We start from the raw sequence: 15,046 nt of genomic DNA, 5'->3' as shown, positions 1-15,046 counted from the left end.
GCCTCCCCGTTCGACAAGTCAGGAGTTCATGGTAGTCAAGACGACGGACAGAGCGCACCTCCGGGTTGCACAAGCAACGCAGCTCACATGGTTACGAATTGGGTACGACGACCGCCGCCTGCGGCCTGATCGGCAAGCGGTTGACGGGGCGTCCGGTGGCTGCGCGGACTGCTGAGGCCACTGCTGCCGGGGAGGTGACGACCGGGACCGCGCTGGCGGGCTTGGCGCCGAAGGGGGCGACGACGTCGCGTTCTTCGACGAGTTTCACGATGCGAATGTCCGGGGCGTCGAGCGAGGTCGGGAGGGCGTAGCCCGTCAGGTCGGGGTGGCGGACCAGGCCGCGGGAGGTGCGGAGGTTCTCGGTGAGGGCCGCGCCGACGCCCTGGGTGATGCCCGCCTCGATGCGGGTGGCGAGCTGGGCGGGGTTGAGGATGCGGCCGACGTCCTGGGCGACGGCCATCTCCACGACCCGGATCGCGCCCAGCTCCACGTCGACGTCCACGACCGCGCGGATCGCGCAGAACGCGAGGCCGACGAAGGCGTCGCCCTGGCCGGACTCGTCCAGGGGCTCGGTCGGGTGGGGGCGGCACTGGGCGGTGGCCCAGAGTTCCTTGCCGTCCATCGCCTCGGTGACCGTGGTGGACAGGACGCCGTCGTACGAGGTGATCTTGCCGTCGGTGATCTGGAGCAGCTCCGTCGACATGCCGAACTTGTGGGCGAGCGGCTGCAGGAGCTGGGTGCGGACCATCTTCGCCGCCCGCTCCACCGCGCCGCCCGACACCCACGTGTGACGGCCGTGCGTCGCCGGGCCCGCCGGGGGCTGGTCGGTGTCCACGGGGGCCACGTGGACCTCGTCGACGCCCAGGGTCTCCTGGACGATCTGGCGGGCCAGGGTCGTGAAGCCGGAGCCGGTGTCCACGGCCGCGCAGATCACGGTGGCCACCCCGTCGTGGACCCGGACCGTGGCCGTCGAGACCTCGTCCGTGCCCTCCGCGCCCAGCATGTGCACCATGCCCAGCGCGTACCCGACGCCCCGCCGCACCGCGCCCGGCTCGCCCGCGCCGTCCGGGCCGCCGGGCAGCAGCCAGTCCTCCTCCGGGGAGTCCATGGGGAGGGGCGGGAGGGGGAAGTCGCGTACGGCGGACAGGAGTTCGGCCACCGGGGCCGGGCAGGTCACCGTCTGGCCGGTGGGCAGGATGTCGCCCGTGGCGAGGACGTTGCGCATCCGGATCTCCGCGCCGTCCACGCCCACCCGCGCCGCCAGCTTGTCCATCTGCGCCTCGTACGCCGCGCACACCTGCATCGCGCCCTCGCCCCGCACGTGGCCGGACGGCGGGTTGTTGGTGCGCACCGCCCAGCCCTCGACGAAGGCGTGCGGCACGACGTACGGGCCGCACGCGAAGGACACCGCCGCCGCCAGCGACTCCGACGACGAGTCCGCGTAGGCCCCCGCGTCCAGCAGGATCTGCGCCTCCACCTTCACCAGCCGGCCCTCCGCGTCCGCGTGGTGGCGGTAGCGCAGCAGGGTCGGGTGGCGGTGGGCGTGGCCGAGGAAGGACTCCTCGCGGGTGGCCGTGAGCTTGACCGGGCAGCCGGTGCGCAGCGCCAGCAGGCCCAGCGGGATCTGGAAGCCGGGGTCCTCGCGGTCGCCCGTCGCACCCGGGACGCCCGTCACGACCAGTTTGACCTGCTCCGGCGGCAGCCCGAAGCAGGCCGCGGCCAGGTCGCGGTCGGTGTGCGGGTCGGTCGAGGCGGTGTACAGCTCCACGCCGCCGTCCGGGCGCGGCACCGCCAGCGCGGCCTCGGCCCCGATGGGCGCGGTGTCCTGGCGGCCGATCCGGTACAGGCCCTCGACGACGATCTCGCCGGTCGCCTCCTGGTCGCCGAAGCTCAGCGGGATGTGCCGGATCAGGTTGCCGTCCGGGTGCAGCGGCGGCGCCGCGAAGGCCTTCTCCGGGTCCGTGACCGGGTCCAGCAGCTCGTACTCGACCGCGATCGCCGCGGCCGCCAGCCGCGCCGTGTCCGGGTGGTCGGCGGCCACGGCCGCGATCGCCTCGCCGTGGTGGCGGACGAGCTCGGAGGCGAACACCGGGCGGTCGGCCACCCTGCGGCCGTACGTGACGGTGCCCGGCACGTCGGCGTGGGTCACCACGGCCCGTACCCCGGGCATCTCCGCCGCGGCCGTCGTGTCGATCGACACGATCCGGGCGTGCGGGTGCGGCGAACGCAGGATCGCCGCCCACAGCAGGCCCTCGGCCCACAGGTCGGAGGCGTACGGGAAGGTGCCCTCGGTCTTCGCCCGCGCGTCGGCCTGCGGGAGCGAGACGCCGATGCCGATGCCGGGCCCGAGGCCGGCCGGCTCCGTGGTCGTTTCGCTGCTCACGCTCACGCCGTGCCTCCGTCGAACGGGTGGGGAATCTGGTGCGGGATGCGGGCCTCCCCGCCCGCCTCCGCCTCGGCCTCGGCCGCCGCCTCGCGACCGCTGACGACCTCCCGTACGGCGTCGAGCACGCCGCGGTAGCCCGAGCAGCGGCACAGGTTGCCGCAGAGCGCCTGCCGGGTCTCCAGCTCGTTCGGGGCGTGGTTGCCTTCGAGCAGGTCGTGCACGGTCATGGCCATGCCCGGGATGCAGAAGCCGCACTGGACCCCGCACTTCGCGAGCGCCCGCTGCACGTCGGACGGCTCGCCGTCCACGGCCAGGCCCTCGACCGTCCGCACCTCGCTCCCCGCGGCCGTCGCCGCGGGCACCAGGCAGGACGCGACCAGCCGGCCGTCCACCTGCACGTTGCACGCCCCGCACTCGCCCTGCGAGCAGCCGTCCTTCGCCCCGGCGAGACCGAGGCGCTCGCGCAGCACGTAGAGCAGCGACTCGCCGATCCACGAGTCCGTGACCGGGCGGTCGGCGCCGTTCACCCGGAGCGTGTACGAGGTGTGGGGGGTGCTCGTCGCTGTCCGTGGACATCTCGGCGGGGGGAGCCTGGACCGGTCCGCCTGCCAGTGCGTCGGCGGGCAGGCCGGACGGCAGGTCGGCAGGAACGTCGGACGGCAGGTCGGCAGGAACGTCGGCCTGCACCTCGGACGGTACGTCGACGGGTGCGTCGGCCTGCACGTCGACCGGCACGTCGACGACTGCCTCTCCGGGTGCCTCGGCCGGCGCCTCGACGGCGACCGGCTCCACCGGCTCCACCGGCCGCTCCGCCTCCGCCTCGGGCACCGCCCACGGCGCGGCCGCGCCTCCGGGCAGCGTCGCGGGCGCACCGCTCGCGTACTGCGCGAGCCGTGCCGCCGTGTACTCGCCCGAGTCGTCCAGGACGTCCGAACCGTCCTCGATGGTCGGGATCGTCCACGAAGCCGTCTGCTCCTGCGGGAAGTCCTGCTGAAGGTCCTGCTGAAGGTCCTGCTGAAGGTCCTGCCGGAAGTCCCGCTGGAGGTCCTGCCGGAAACCCCCCGCCGCCTCCGGTACGAACTCCCCGCCGGCGAAGTCCCCGCCGGCGAAGCCCTCGCCCGCGAAGCCCTCGCCCGCGAAGCCCTCGGCGGCGAACTCCTCCGTCGCGGCCCCCTGCACCACCCACGCCCCGGTCGCCCCCGGGTCCGTCGCCGCCGCGGGTGTCAGCGGGGCGATGACCGGCGGCACGTAGCCGTGGCCGGGGGCCTCCAGGGGGACGCCCTCCAGCATGAAGTCGGGCGGCAGCTGGACGAAGGCGGTGGCGTCGCCGTCGTAGCCCTCGCTCTGCGGGATCGGCTGCCAGCCGCCCCTGCGGTCCTCGTGTGCGTCGCTCACGACAGCGCCCTCCCCAGTGCCCGTCGGGCCAGAGCGGCGACCGTGCGCCGCAGGTGCAGTACGGCCGGGGGCAACTGTTCGTCGCCCTGCGGGTCCGGGATGCACGCGGCGGCCACGTAGTCGCCGAACGCCGCCAGCGCCTCCGGGGCCAGCCCGCGGTCGCCGTCCCAGTCCACCAGCGAGGCGATCCACTGCTCCGCCTCCAGCGGCCGCAGCGGCATCGGCGCGACGGCGCCGACCGCGCAGCGCACCCCGCGGCGGGCCGGGTCGAGGACGACGGCGACGGAGGCGGAGGCGCGGGCCGGACCGGTGCGGCCGGTGGCCTTCAGGAAGACCTGCGGGGCGTGCAGCAGCGGGACCCGCACGAAGGCGACCAGCTCGCCGGGGGCCAGCAGGTCCCGGCCGGCCAGCAGGTGGCTGACGGGCAGCTCGCGGCTGCCGAGCGGGCCGACGACGACGAGCTCGGCCTCCAGCGCGGCCAGCACCGGCAGCGAGTCGCCGGTGGGCGCCGCGGTCACGATGTTGCCGCCCAGCGTGCCGGCGTTGCGGATCTGGGGCGGGCCCGCGACGCGCGAGGCGGCGGCCAGGGCGGGGATGAGGGCCGCGAAGTCAGGGCGGCCCATCCGGGCGTGGGTGAGGCCGGCGCCGAGCAGGGCGTGGCCGTCCTGGTACTGCCAGCCGCGGATCTCGTTGATCCGGCCGAGGCCGACCAGGCCCGCGGGACGCAGCTGGCCGCGGTTGACGGCGGCCATCAGGTCGGTGCCGCCGGCCACGGGGACGGCGGCCGGCATGGCCGTGAGCGCCGCCACGGCCTCGTCCAGCGAGACGGGCAGCGTCACGGACCGCGCCGCCCGTGATGCCGTCTGTGGTGCGTGCGTGGTCAACCCGCTGCCCCTTCCCGGTGTCCCGGTGATCCCCGACCGTCCCCGGCTGTCGCGCCTGTGTGGGCGTACCGTACGTGCTCACAGCCTGGACGTGGCAACTCTGGCACATCTTCCGAGCCGTACGTCGCGAGGGTCCGCGAAGGGCGCTTCCGTGCGGGACGTGCGGGGACCTCCCAGGAGCGACGGTAACTTCCCTTTTGCCGCTCTTGGGTGACGTCGGGGCGATAGGTGCCTCACACGTTCGGGGGTGCCCCCTCGATGGGACGGCCCAGGATGCCGGGGCGGCGCTGCCAGGGGTGCGGTCCGGCCGGCGGGCGGTAGTCCACGCCGAGGGCGTCGAGGCGCCGGTAGTGGGCGGTCATCCGGCGCTCGAAGTCGGCGTGATCGCGCGCGTCGGGGGCGGGCAGCCGGGACCAGGCGACCTCGGCGAAGGCGGCGAGGCGCGGGTAGGTCTGGTAGTCGACGCGGGCCCGGTTCTCCATCACCTCGGTCCACACGTTGGCCTGGGTTCCCAGGATGTGGGCGGCGGCCTCCGGGGCGAGGCCCGGCGGGACGGGCTCGAAGCGGTAGACGTCCGCGAGGGTCCGTACGTATCCGATGGGCATCGGCTCGTCCTCGCCCGGCGCCTGACGGTGGTCCAGGTACACCTGCTGCTCGGGGCACATGACCACGTCGTGGCCGGCCTCCGCGGCGGTGATCCCGCCCGCGTAGCCGCGCCAGGACGAGACGGCCGCGCCGGGGGCGAGGCCGCCCTCCAGGATCTCGTCCCAGCCGATGAGGCGGCGGCCGCGGTCGGCGAGCCAGCGGTCGAAGTGGCGGACGAACCAGGACTGGAGGCCGTCCTCGTCGCCGACGCCGAGCTCCTCGATCCGGGCCCGGGCGGCCGGGGAGGCCTTCCACTGGTCCTTGGGGCACTCGTCGCCGCCGATGTGCACGAAGGGCGAGACGTCCGCGGGGAACAGCTCCAGGACCTCTTCGAGCACGCCCTCGTAGAAGCGGAGGACGGTGTCGGTGGGGGCGAGCACGTTCGGGCTGACCCCCCAGGTGTCCCAGACGGAGAGGGCGGTGGTGTCGACGACGTCGGTGTTGCCCAGTTCCGGGTACGCGGCGATGGCGGCCTGCGAGTGGCCGGGGACGTCGATCTCGGGGACGACCGAGATGTGCCGGGCGGCGGCGTAGGCGACGATCTCGCGGATGTCGTCCTGGGTGTAGAAGCCGCCGTGCGGGGTCTCGTTCCACAGCGGTGACGCCCGGTGCCCCCACTTGCTCCGCGCCCGCCAGGAGCCCGCCTCGGTGAGCCGCGGGTGCCGCCGGATCTCGATGCGCCAGCCCTGGTCGTCGGTGAGGTGGAGGTGGAGGACGTTCAGCTTGTGGGCGGCCATCAGGTCCAGCTGCCGCAGCACGTCGTCCTTGGGCATGAAGTGGCGGGCGACGTCGAGCATGAGGCCGCGCCAGGGGAAGCGGGGGCCGTCGGCGATGTCGGTGCCGGGCAGCTCCCAGCGCCGGGTGCCGTGGAGGGGCGCCCGGCGGTGGGCGTCGGGGCCGAGGAGCTGGCGGAGGGTCTGGAGCCCCCAGAAGACGCCCGCGGCCGATCCGCCGCGCAGGGTGACGCCCGCGCCGTCGACCGTGAGCCGGTAGCCCTCGGGGCCCAGGTCGCCCACCGCGTCGGGGTCGATCCGCAGGCGTACGGCCCCGCCGTCGCCGCCCGCGCCGGGCGCGAGGTCGAGCCCGGTCGCGGCGCCGACGGTGGCGCGGAGCCACCGGGCGGCGCCCTCGGTGCCGGGTCCGGCGTCGAGGACGGTCGCCGCGTCCAGCGCGAAGCCGATGCCCGCGCCCGCGCCCGCGCCCGCTCCGGGAAGTTCGCGCTCCGCCGTCGCCACCGCCACCACGGGCGCGGGGACGAGGTCGTGTCGGAAGGCCGTACGGGCCATGTTCTCCTCCGTCGTCACGGTTCAGTCCTTCACCGCCCCGCCCAGTCCCGAGACCAGGCGGCGCTGTACGAGTACGAAGAAGACGAGCACCGGGATCGTCATCACGGTCGACCCGGCCATGATTCCTCCCCAGTCGTTCTCGTCGGGCTTGAAGAAGACGAGCAGCGCCATCGGGAGGGTCGACTGCGAGGTGTCGCTGATCAGGAAGGACTTCGCGAAGAGGAAGTCGTTCCAGGTCGAGATGAAGGAGAAGACGCTGGTCGCGACGAGTCCGGGGAAGACCAGCGGGAAGAGGATCTGCCACAGGAAGCGGGTCCGGCCGGCGCCGTCGATCATCGCCTGCTCCTCCAGCGCCTCGGGCACCGCCTTGACGAAGCCGCGCAGCATCCAGATCGCGAACGGCAGCGAGAAGGCGATGTGCGGCAGGATCAGCGAGCCCAGGGTGTTGAGCTGTCCGAAGTCCCGCATGAGGAAGAACAGCGGGATGGTCAGCGCCTCGATCGGGACCATCTGCGCGACCAGGAACATGATCAGCAGGGTGGTGCGGAAACGGAACCGGAAGCGGGTGACGGCGGTCGCCGCGAGGAAGGCGATGACGGCCGAGGCCAGCACGACCGCGCTCGCGACGACCAGCGAGTTGAGGAAGTAGCGCCCGAACTCCTGCTGTTCGAAGACGCGCCGGAAGGAGTCGAGGGACGGGGAGAGCGTCCAGGGGCGGGGGTTCGTGGACTGGACCTCGCCGGCCGGCTTGAAGGCCGAGAGGACCATCCAGTACAGCGGGAAGGCGACGGCGGCGGCCACGAGCAGGGCGGCGGCCTCGGCGGCGAGCCTGCCGGGGCGGCGGATGCGGATACGGAATCCGGTGGAGCTCACAGTTCCTCTCCCTGTCGTCGGATCAGCCGCAGGTAGACCAGGGTCACCGTCAGCAGGATCAGCAGCATCACGACGCCGATGGCGGAGCCCAGGCTGTACTGGGAGGAGGCGAAGGCCTTCTGGTAGGCGTACACGTTGAGGACGAGGTTCTGCCCGGCGATGCCGCCGCCGCCCGTCATCACGTAGATCTGGGTGAAGACCTTGAAGTCCCAGATGATCGACTGGATCGTGACGACGACCAGGATCGGGCGCAGCATCGGTGCCGTGACGGAGCGCCAGATGCGCCACTGCGAGGCGCCGTCGAGGGCGGCGGCCTCCAGGACCTCGGACGGGATGGCCTTGATGCCCGCGTAGACGGTGACCATCACGAAGGGGAACGAGCACCAGACGACCTCGAACAGAACCAGGGCGAAGGCGCTGTAGCGCCCGTAGGTCCAGGAGAAGTCGCCGAGGCCGAGGACCCGGTTGACCGGCCCGTAGTCGGGGTCGAAGAGGAAGACCCAGACGGTGGAGCCGGTGACGGCGGGGGTGGCCCAGGCGCCGAGCGCGGCCAGCATCAGGGCGAGCCGGGGCAGGGCGCGGATCCGGGTGAGCAGCACGGCGAGGGCGCAGCCGACGGCGAGGGTGGCGAGCACGCAGGCGGCGGCGAACAGCACGGTGGCGAGCAGGACCTGCCAGAACTGGGGGTCGGCGAAGAGCTCCCGGTAGTTGCCGAGGCCCTGGAAGGTGGTGGGTTCGCCGCCGCTGACCTGGGCCTGGGTGTACTCCAGGAAGGAGATCAGGCCGAGTTGGTAGATGGGGTAGACGAGCAGCCCGCCGAGGACGACGAGCGCGGGGAGCAGGTAGAGCCAGGGGGTCCAGGCGGAGCCGGTCCGGCGGCGGGGGGTCCGCCGGGACGGGCGCGCGGCGCGGGGGCCGGGAAGCCGCGCGCCGGCGCGGTCGGGCGCGGGCGCGGCTTCCTTCGTGCGGGGTGCGGTGGTCATGGTGCGCGTCCCGGCCTCAGCCCGCCGCCGCGAAGGCCGCGTCCATCTTCTTCGCGGCGTCGTCGGAGGCGGCCTTGACGTCCTTACGGCCGCTGACGACCTCCTGGAACATCGTGGGGAGCACGAGCGAGGCGTCGATCTGGCCCCAGCCGGCCGAGGCGGGGACGAACTTGGCGCCGGCGCCGAGGGCGTCGATGAAGGGCTTCACGAAGGGTTCCCTGCTCGCCGCCTGCTGACGGACGTCGGTGTACGTGGGGAGGAAGCCCATCGCGTCGAAGAGCCGGCCCTGGGTCTCCTTGCCGGTGAGCGACTTCATGAGCTCGACGGCGAGGGTGCGGTGGGAGGTGCTCTTGAGGACGCCGATGTTGTTGCCGCCGGCGAAGGCGGGGGCGAGGGAGCCGGGGGTGGTGCCGGGGAGCGGTACGACGGCGTACTTGCCCTTGACGGCGCCGGCCTCGACGGCGGCGTGGCTGAAGTCGCCGCCGATGGCCATGGCGGCCTTGCCGGAGGCGAAGGCGGTGACGGTGGCGTTGCCGCCCATCTGGGCGCACTTGGCGGCGGGGCAGTTGTCGTCGCCGAAGAGCGAGGCGTAGGAGGCGATGCCCTTGCGGGCGGCCTCGCTGTTGACGGCGGACTTGTACGGGTCGCCGGAGCCGCCCGTCCCGGTGGCGAGTTCGCCGCCGTTGGCCCAGATGAAGGGCATGGCGCCGTAGGTGTAGGCGCCGCCGACGGCGATGCCGTAGAGCTCGGGCCGGGCCTTGCGGATCTTCTTGGCGGTGGCGATGAGCTCGTCCTGGCTCTTGGGGGCGCTCAGGCCGAGTCCGGAGAAGACGTCGGTGCGGTAGTAGAGCGCGCGGACGCCGACGAAGAGCGGGGCGCCGTAGACCTTGCCGCCGACGGTGACGGAGGACTTGGCGGTGGGGTCGGTGTCCTTGGCCTCGTCCCAGGCGCCGAACTCGGCGGTGATGTCGGCGAGTCCGCCGTCCTTCACGTATCCGGCGGTGTCGGTGTTGCCGTACTCGATGAGGTCGGGCGCGGACTTCGGGTCGTTGAAGGCGGCCTTGACGCGCTGGGCGCGGGTCTCGACGGGGATGTACTCGACCTCGACCTTCGCGCCCTGGTGGCGCTTCTCGAAGGCGGCGACGGCCTGTTCGACGACCTGTTCCTTGGGCTTGTTGGCGACCTCCTGGAAGAGCCAGACGCGGAGCGTGCCGCTCTTGTCGTCGGTGCCGGAGGCGCCGCCCGAGGTCTGGGGGGCGCACGCGGCCAGGGTCAGGAGAGCGATGGGTACGGCGATCCGGGCAGGAAGCTTCATGGCGGTCCCCTCCACACAGCCGTTGCAGCATACGCAACGGACGTTTCGCACTGCACAACAGCCGTGAGGTTAAAGGCGGAGCAAACACCGCGACAAGAGGTCTCGACCACTCCTCAACCACTCTGTGACCGGCGGAAGCACCCTGCGCAACGCGAAACGGCCCCCGGCGCGCGCACCGAAGTGCGCGCGCCGGGGGCCGTCCCCGAACCGTCCGCGGACCGGACTACTTGTCCTTGCCGCCCTTGTCCTTGTCCCCGCCGGAGCCCATGGAGTCGTAGATCTCCTTGCACATCGGGCAGACCGGGTACTTCTTGGGGTCGCGCCCCGGCACCCAGACCTTTCCGCACAGTGCCACCACGGGAGTGCCGTCGAGGGCGCTCGCCATGATCTTGTCCTTCTGGACGTAATGGGCGTAGCGCTCGTGGTCGCCGTCACCGTGGGACACCTGCGGCGTCGGCTCGACGAGGGTTCCCGTACCTGCCCCGCGCTCGGGCTCGAGAGTGCTCATGGGACCCAAGGGTACTGAAAGAAGGACCCCGGGCCGAGCGCCCTCCGGGCGACCCCGCACGGAGGCCCCGGGCGACCCCGCGCGAAGGCTCCGGGCCCCCTCAGTTCAGCGACGGATCGTCCGGATACGTCGCCACCATCGCGAGCTCTCCGCGCTGCCGCCGCAGCACCTGGCGCCAGAGCGTCTCGGGCCGTGGGGAGGAGACGTCGCCGGGCTCGGACTCCACCACGTACCAGGCGCCGTCGCCGAGCTCGGACTCCAGCTGGCCGGGGCCCCAGCCCGCGTAGCCGGCGAAGATCCGCAGGGCGCCGATGGCCGGGCCGAGCAGCTCGGGCGGGGTCTCCAGGTCGACCAGGCCGATCGCCCCGTACACCCGCCGCCAGCCGAGCGGGCCCTCGTCGCCGGGGATCACCGCGATGCCGAGGGCCGCGTCGAGGGAGACCGGGCCGCCCTGGAAGACGACTCCCGGTTCGCCGGCCAGATCGGCCCAGGGCGCGAGGATGTCGCCGACCGTCACCGGGGTCGGCCGGTTGAGGACCACGCCGAGGGAACCCTCGTCGTCGTGGTCGAGCAGCAGGACCACCGCGCGGTCGAAGTTCGGATCCGCCAGCGCGGGGGTGGCGACGAGCAGCCGTCCTGTGAGCGAGGACACCTCGGTCATGCGACACATGATCCCGCATCTTCGGCGTTCCGGGGGGTTGTCCGGGGCGATCCGGGGCAGGCGTGCCGCACCGCAGGTCAGCCGGTCGCGCCGGAGGCCCGACCGGACCGGCGCGGAGCCAAGCGGACGGTGACGCTCCGCAAGATCACGGGGACGGAGGGTGTTGTGCCGAATTCATTACATTCGCGGGGCCCCCTCAGCCACACACCTGAGGTCCCATGGCCCCTTACCCTTTTCTCTGGCCACCCGACCGACGACCCGGAACGCGAGATTCATGACCGGCACTGACAGCCACGATGTCCTGCTTGTCCACGGCGGCACCCCGCTGGAGGGCGAGATCCGCGTCCGCGGCGCGAAGAACCTCGTGCCCAAGGCGATGGTCGCCGCCCTGCTCGGCAGCGAGCCGAGCCGACTGCGCAACGTGCCCGACATCCGCGACGTCCGCGTGGTCCGCGGCCTGCTCCAGCTGCACGGTGTCACGGTCCGCCCCGGCGAGGAGCCGGGTGAGCTGATCATGGACCCGACGCACGTCGAGTCCGCCAACGTGGCCGACATCGACGCGCACGCCGGCTCCTCGCGGATCCCGATCCTCTTCTGCGGCCCGCTGCTGCACCGCCTCGGCCACGCCTTCATCCCGGGCCTGGGCGGCTGCGACATCGGCGGCCGGCCGATCGACTTCCACTTCGACGTGCTCCGCAAGTTCGGCGCGACCATCGAGAAGCGGGCGGACGGCCAGTACCTGGAGGCCCCGCAGCGGCTGCGCGGCACCAAGATCGCCCTGCCCTACCCCTCGGTCGGCGCGACCGAGCAGGTGCTGCTGACCGCGGTCCTCGCGGAGGGCGTCACCGAGCTGTCCAACGCGGCCGTGGAGCCGGAGATCGAGGACCTCATCTGCGTGCTGCAGAAGATGGGCGCGATCATCGCCATGGACACCGACCGGACCATCCGGATCACCGGTGTCGACAAGCTCGGCGGCTACAACCACCACGCCCTCTCCGACCGCCTGGAGGCGGCCTCCTGGGCGTCGGCGGCGCTGGCCACCGAGGGCGACATCTACGTGCGCGGCGCCCAGCAGCGCTCGATGATGACCTTCCTCAACACGTACCGGAAGGTCGGCGGCGCCTTCGAGATCGACGACGAGGGCATCCGCTTCTGGCACCCGGGCGGCTCGCTCAACGCGATCGCCCTGGAGACCGACGTCCACCCCGGTTTCCAGACCGACTGGCAGCAGCCGCTGGTCGTCGCCCTGACCCAGGCCTCGGGCCTGTCCATCGTCCACGAGACGGTGTACGAGTCGCGGCTCGGCTTCACCTCGGCGCTGAACCAGATGGGCGCTCACATCCAGCTGTACCGCGAGTGCCTGGGCGGCTCGGACTGCCGCTTCGGCCAGCGCAACTTCCTGCACTCGGCGGTCGTCAGCGGCCCGACCAAGCTGCAGGGCGCCGACCTGGTCATCCCGGACCTGCGCGGCGGCTTCTCGTACCTGATCGCGGCCCTCGCCGCCCAGGGCACCTCGCGGGTGCACGGCATCGAGCTGATCAACCGCGGCTACGAGAACTTCATGGAGAAGCTGGTCGAGCTCGGCGCCAAGGTCGAGCTCCCGGGCAGCGCGCTCGTCTAGGCACGCGCGAGGGGCCGCGGCGTCCGGGCGCGCTCGACGGCCCCGGCGTCCGCGGCGCTCCGCGGGCGCCGCGTAAGCGCCTGCAACGCCTTCTGAAGGGCAAACGAGAGGGCGGCCACCCCCTGACAGGGTGGCCGCCCTTTTCGCTGCCTCAGGCCGCCTCAGCGGCCCTGGGAGCAAGCTGCCCGGAGGCCGCCTGCTTACTTGCCCTTGGCGGCTTCCTTGAGCTTCGAGCCCGCGGAGACCTTCACGCTGTAGCCGGCCGGGATGTTGATCGGGTCGCCGGTCTGCGGGTTACGAGCGGTGCGAGCGGCACGGTGGGTGCGCTCGAAGGTCAGGAAGCCGGGGATGGTGACCTTCTCGTCACCCTTGGCGACGACCTCGCCGACGGTCTCGGCGAGCGCGGCCAGAACGGCGTCGGCGTCCTTGCGGGTCACCTCGGCACGGTCGGCCAGGGCGGCCACCAGCTCACTGCGGTTCATGTTGTTACTCCCGTGTCTTTCTTGCCTGTGAGGCGTGAGATCGAAGCCGATGCTGCCAGGGCCCTCGGACAGTCCCCGGACCCGGGTCTGCTGACAGACCCTCGCGCCCAAACACGCATCCTGCCCCCACCAGCGGCGGGAACGCCAATCCGGCACCCCTCCGGCACCCTCATGGGTCACACGAAAAGCGCCGGAGTTCCTTGGTGGTGACGTAGCGTCGACTCCGCGCGAACCGTGCGGAGCCGAACTACCACCCTAAAGGCGGGTTTGGGGTGCGGCGACCGCGACACGCAGCCGCCGCGCCCTAGGGGCTCAGGCCCCCGCGCCCGCCGCCTTCGCCGCGGTGCGCACCGCGCCGGCCACCGCGCCGGCGACCTTGTCGTTGAAGACCGACGGGATGATGTAGTTCGGGTTCAGCTCGTCCTCGGTGACGACGTCCGCGAGGGCGCTGGCGGCGGCCAGCATCATCTCGGTGTTGACCGTCCGGGACTGGGCGTCCAGGAGGCCGCGGAACACGCCGGGGAAGACCAGCACGTTGTTGATCTGGTTGGGGAAGTCCGAGCGGCCGGTGGCCACGACGGCGGCCGTCTGACGGGCGATCGCCGGGTCCACCTCGGGGTCCGGGTTCGCGAGCGCGAACACGATCGCGCCCTCCGCCATGGCGGCCACGTCCTCCGCGCCGAGCACGTTGGGGGCCGAGACGCCGATGAAGACGTCGGCGCCGACGACGGCCTCCTTGAGGGTGCCGGTGACGCCCTCCGGGTTGGTGTTGTCGGCGATCCAGCGCAGCGGCGAGTCCGGCTCCGCGTCCACCAGGTCCGCGCGGTCCGCGTGCACCACGCCGTGGATGTCGGCGACGACCGCGTGCTTCACGCCGGCCGCGATGAGCAGCTTCAGGATGGCCGTACCGGCCGCGCCCGCACCGGACATGACGACCCGTACGTCGCCGATGCCCTTGCCCACGACGCGCAGCGCGTTGGTGAGGGAGGCGAGCACGACGATGGCGGTGCCGTGCTGGTCGTCGTGGAAGACCGGGATGTCCAGGGCCTCGCGCAGCCGGGCCTCGATCTCGAAGCAGCGGGGCGCCGAGATGTCCTCCAGGTTGATGCCCGCGAAGCCGGGTGCGATGGCCTTGACGATCTCCACGATGGCGTCGGTGTCCTGGGTGTCCAGGCAGAGCGGCCACGCGTCGATGCCGGCGAAGCGCTTGAAGAGGGCCGCCTTGCCCTCCATGACCGGCAGGGCGGCCTTGGGGCCGATGTTGCCGAGGCCGAGGACGGCGGAGCCGTCCGTCACGACTGCGACGGAGTTGCGCTTGATGGTGAGGCGGCGGGCGTCCTCGGGGTTCTCGGCGATCGCCATGCACACGCGGGCGACGCCCGGGGTGTAGATCATCGAGAGGTCGTCACGGTTGCGGATGGGGTGCTTGGACGCCATCTCGATCTTGCCGCCGAGGTGCATCAGGAACGTACGGTCGGAGACCTTGCCGAGCACGACGCCCTCGATGCCGCGCAGCTGCTGGACGATCTCGTCGGCGTGCGCGGTGGAGGTGGCGGCGATGGTGACGTCGATCCGCAGCTTCTCGTGGCCGGAAGCGGTCACGTCGAGGCCGGTGACCGAGCCGCCGTGGGTCTCGACCGCCGTGGTGAGCTGGGAGACCGCTGTGCCGCTCGCGGGCACCTCGAGCCGGACCGTCATCGAGTACGAGACGCTGGGCGCCGTTGCCATGTCCGTGTTCCTCTGCTTTCCCTGAGCTTCGCTGCTACGCCGCCCCGGCTGGTTGCCCGGCGGCGCCCTCCGATCGTCGCACCTACCTGCGGGTAGCAGGTAATACGGTCGTTTCGTTTTCGGAAAGTAGTTTCCACCATACGAGAGACGTAGGGGAAACAGAAGAGGTCCCCGCCACCCGAAGGTGACGAGGACCTCTACAAGTAAGCGGCACCGACCCGCCATGCTCGCCTCGCGGCAAGTGGTCCCTCAAAGGGACGAAGGTTGGGCCCGGGGGCT

11 protein-coding genes and 1 pseudogene are annotated in these 15,046 nt (G+C 72.3%); 1 reads left to right on the top strand and 11 read right to left on the bottom strand.

Annotated features, from left to right (window positions below; all coding sequences use genetic code 11):
* Positions 1 to 91 precede the first annotated feature (91 nt).
* The 9 genes and pseudogenes from ABD981_RS24870 to ABD981_RS24830 all read right to left on the bottom strand — a co-directional run bounded on the left by ABD981_RS24870 (position 92) and on the right by ABD981_RS24830 (position 10,936).
* Positions 92 to 2,383, bottom strand: coding sequence for a xanthine dehydrogenase family protein molybdopterin-binding subunit (locus ABD981_RS24870; RefSeq protein WP_382748337.1), 2,292 nt, complete (start codon positions 2,381 to 2,383; stop codon positions 92 to 94).
* Positions 2,384 to 2,385: 2 nt separating this feature from the next.
* Positions 2,386 to 3,781: pseudogene (locus tag ABD981_RS38940) on the bottom strand ((2Fe-2S)-binding protein).
* Positions 3,778 to 4,665, bottom strand: a complete 888-nt coding sequence (locus tag ABD981_RS24860) for an FAD binding domain-containing protein (protein ID WP_046911444.1) — start codon at positions 4,663 to 4,665, stop codon at positions 3,778 to 3,780. The pseudogene ABD981_RS38940 and the gene ABD981_RS24860 overlap by 4 nt, the downstream one beginning before the upstream one ends.
* Before the next feature lie 233 nt (positions 4,666 to 4,898).
* Positions 4,899 to 6,596, bottom strand: coding sequence for a beta-N-acetylhexosaminidase (locus tag ABD981_RS24855; protein ID WP_123955124.1), 1,698 nt, complete (start codon positions 6,594 to 6,596; stop codon positions 4,899 to 4,901).
* 21 nt (positions 6,597 to 6,617) lie between these two features.
* Positions 6,618 to 7,469 carry a carbohydrate ABC transporter permease gene (locus ABD981_RS24850; RefSeq protein WP_046911445.1) on the bottom strand — a complete coding sequence of 284 codons (852 nt, stop codon included), beginning with the start codon at positions 7,467 to 7,469 and terminating at the stop codon, positions 6,618 to 6,620.
* A complete protein-coding gene (locus ABD981_RS24845; protein ID WP_046911446.1) occupies positions 7,466 to 8,452 on the bottom strand; it encodes a carbohydrate ABC transporter permease in 987 nt (328 codons plus the stop codon). Before ABD981_RS24845 ends, ABD981_RS24850 begins: the two co-directional genes overlap by 4 nt.
* Positions 8,453 to 8,468: 16 nt before the next feature.
* Complete coding sequence (locus ABD981_RS24840; RefSeq protein WP_046911447.1) at positions 8,469 to 9,767, bottom strand: extracellular solute-binding protein; 1,299 nt, start codon at positions 9,765 to 9,767, stop codon at positions 8,469 to 8,471.
* Positions 9,768 to 9,990: 223 nt separating this feature from the next.
* Positions 9,991 to 10,275: a DUF3039 domain-containing protein gene (locus ABD981_RS24835; protein ID WP_046911448.1), complete on the bottom strand. Its 285-nt coding sequence runs from the start codon at positions 10,273 to 10,275 to the stop codon at positions 9,991 to 9,993.
* A gap of 100 nt (positions 10,276 to 10,375) precedes the next feature.
* Positions 10,376 to 10,936, bottom strand: coding sequence for a YqgE/AlgH family protein (locus tag ABD981_RS24830; protein ID WP_046911449.1), 561 nt, complete (start codon positions 10,934 to 10,936; stop codon positions 10,376 to 10,378).
* A gap of 274 nt (positions 10,937 to 11,210) precedes the next feature.
* On the opposite strand from ABD981_RS24830, the gene murA reads away from it, so the two are divergent.
* Positions 11,211 to 12,557 (top strand): UDP-N-acetylglucosamine 1-carboxyvinyltransferase, encoded by a 1,347-nt coding sequence (murA, locus tag ABD981_RS24825; RefSeq protein WP_046911450.1) that lies wholly within the window; start codon positions 11,211 to 11,213, stop codon positions 12,555 to 12,557.
* A gap of 200 nt (positions 12,558 to 12,757) precedes the next feature.
* Here the strand turns inward: murA and ABD981_RS24820 are convergent, their stop codons facing one another.
* Together ABD981_RS24820 and ABD981_RS24815 are read right to left on the bottom strand one after the other, a co-directional pair.
* Positions 12,758 to 13,039, bottom strand: a complete 282-nt coding sequence (locus ABD981_RS24820; protein ID WP_017237029.1) for an HU family DNA-binding protein — start codon at positions 13,037 to 13,039, stop codon at positions 12,758 to 12,760.
* Positions 13,040 to 13,351: 312 nt separating this feature from the next.
* Complete coding sequence (locus tag ABD981_RS24815) at positions 13,352 to 14,767, bottom strand: NAD-dependent malic enzyme (RefSeq protein ID WP_046911451.1); 1,416 nt, start codon at positions 14,765 to 14,767, stop codon at positions 13,352 to 13,354.
* Positions 14,768 to 15,046 lie beyond the last annotated feature (279 nt).

This window comes from Streptomyces showdoensis, from assembly GCF_039535475.1.
GTDB lineage: Bacteria > Actinomycetota > Actinomycetes > Streptomycetales > Streptomycetaceae > Streptomyces > Streptomyces showdoensis.
Note: the sequence above shows the minus strand (reverse complement) of the source record. Positions and strands in the feature narration are given on the sequence as shown.

Coding starts and splice junctions, on each gene's coding strand:
- ABD981_RS24855 (WP_123955124.1), bottom strand. CDS start 6,596: ATGGCCCGTACGGCCTTCCGACACGACCTCGTCCCCGCGCCCGTGGTG.
- ABD981_RS24845 (WP_046911446.1), bottom strand. CDS start 8,452: ATGACCACCGCACCCCGCACGAAGGAAGCCGCGCCCGCGCCCGACCGC.
- ABD981_RS24840 (WP_046911447.1), bottom strand. CDS start 9,767: ATGAAGCTTCCTGCCCGGATCGCCGTACCCATCGCTCTCCTGACCCTG.
- ABD981_RS24835 (WP_046911448.1), bottom strand. CDS start 10,275: ATGAGCACTCTCGAGCCCGAGCGCGGGGCAGGTACGGGAACCCTCGTC.
- ABD981_RS24830 (WP_046911449.1), bottom strand. CDS start 10,936: ATGACCGAGGTGTCCTCGCTCACAGGACGGCTGCTCGTCGCCACCCCC.
- murA (WP_046911450.1), top strand. CDS start 11,211: ATGACCGGCACTGACAGCCACGATGTCCTGCTTGTCCACGGCGGCACC.
- ABD981_RS24820 (WP_017237029.1), bottom strand. CDS start 13,039: ATGAACCGCAGTGAGCTGGTGGCCGCCCTGGCCGACCGTGCCGAGGTG.
- ABD981_RS24815 (WP_046911451.1), bottom strand. CDS start 14,767: ATGGCAACGGCGCCCAGCGTCTCGTACTCGATGACGGTCCGGCTCGAG.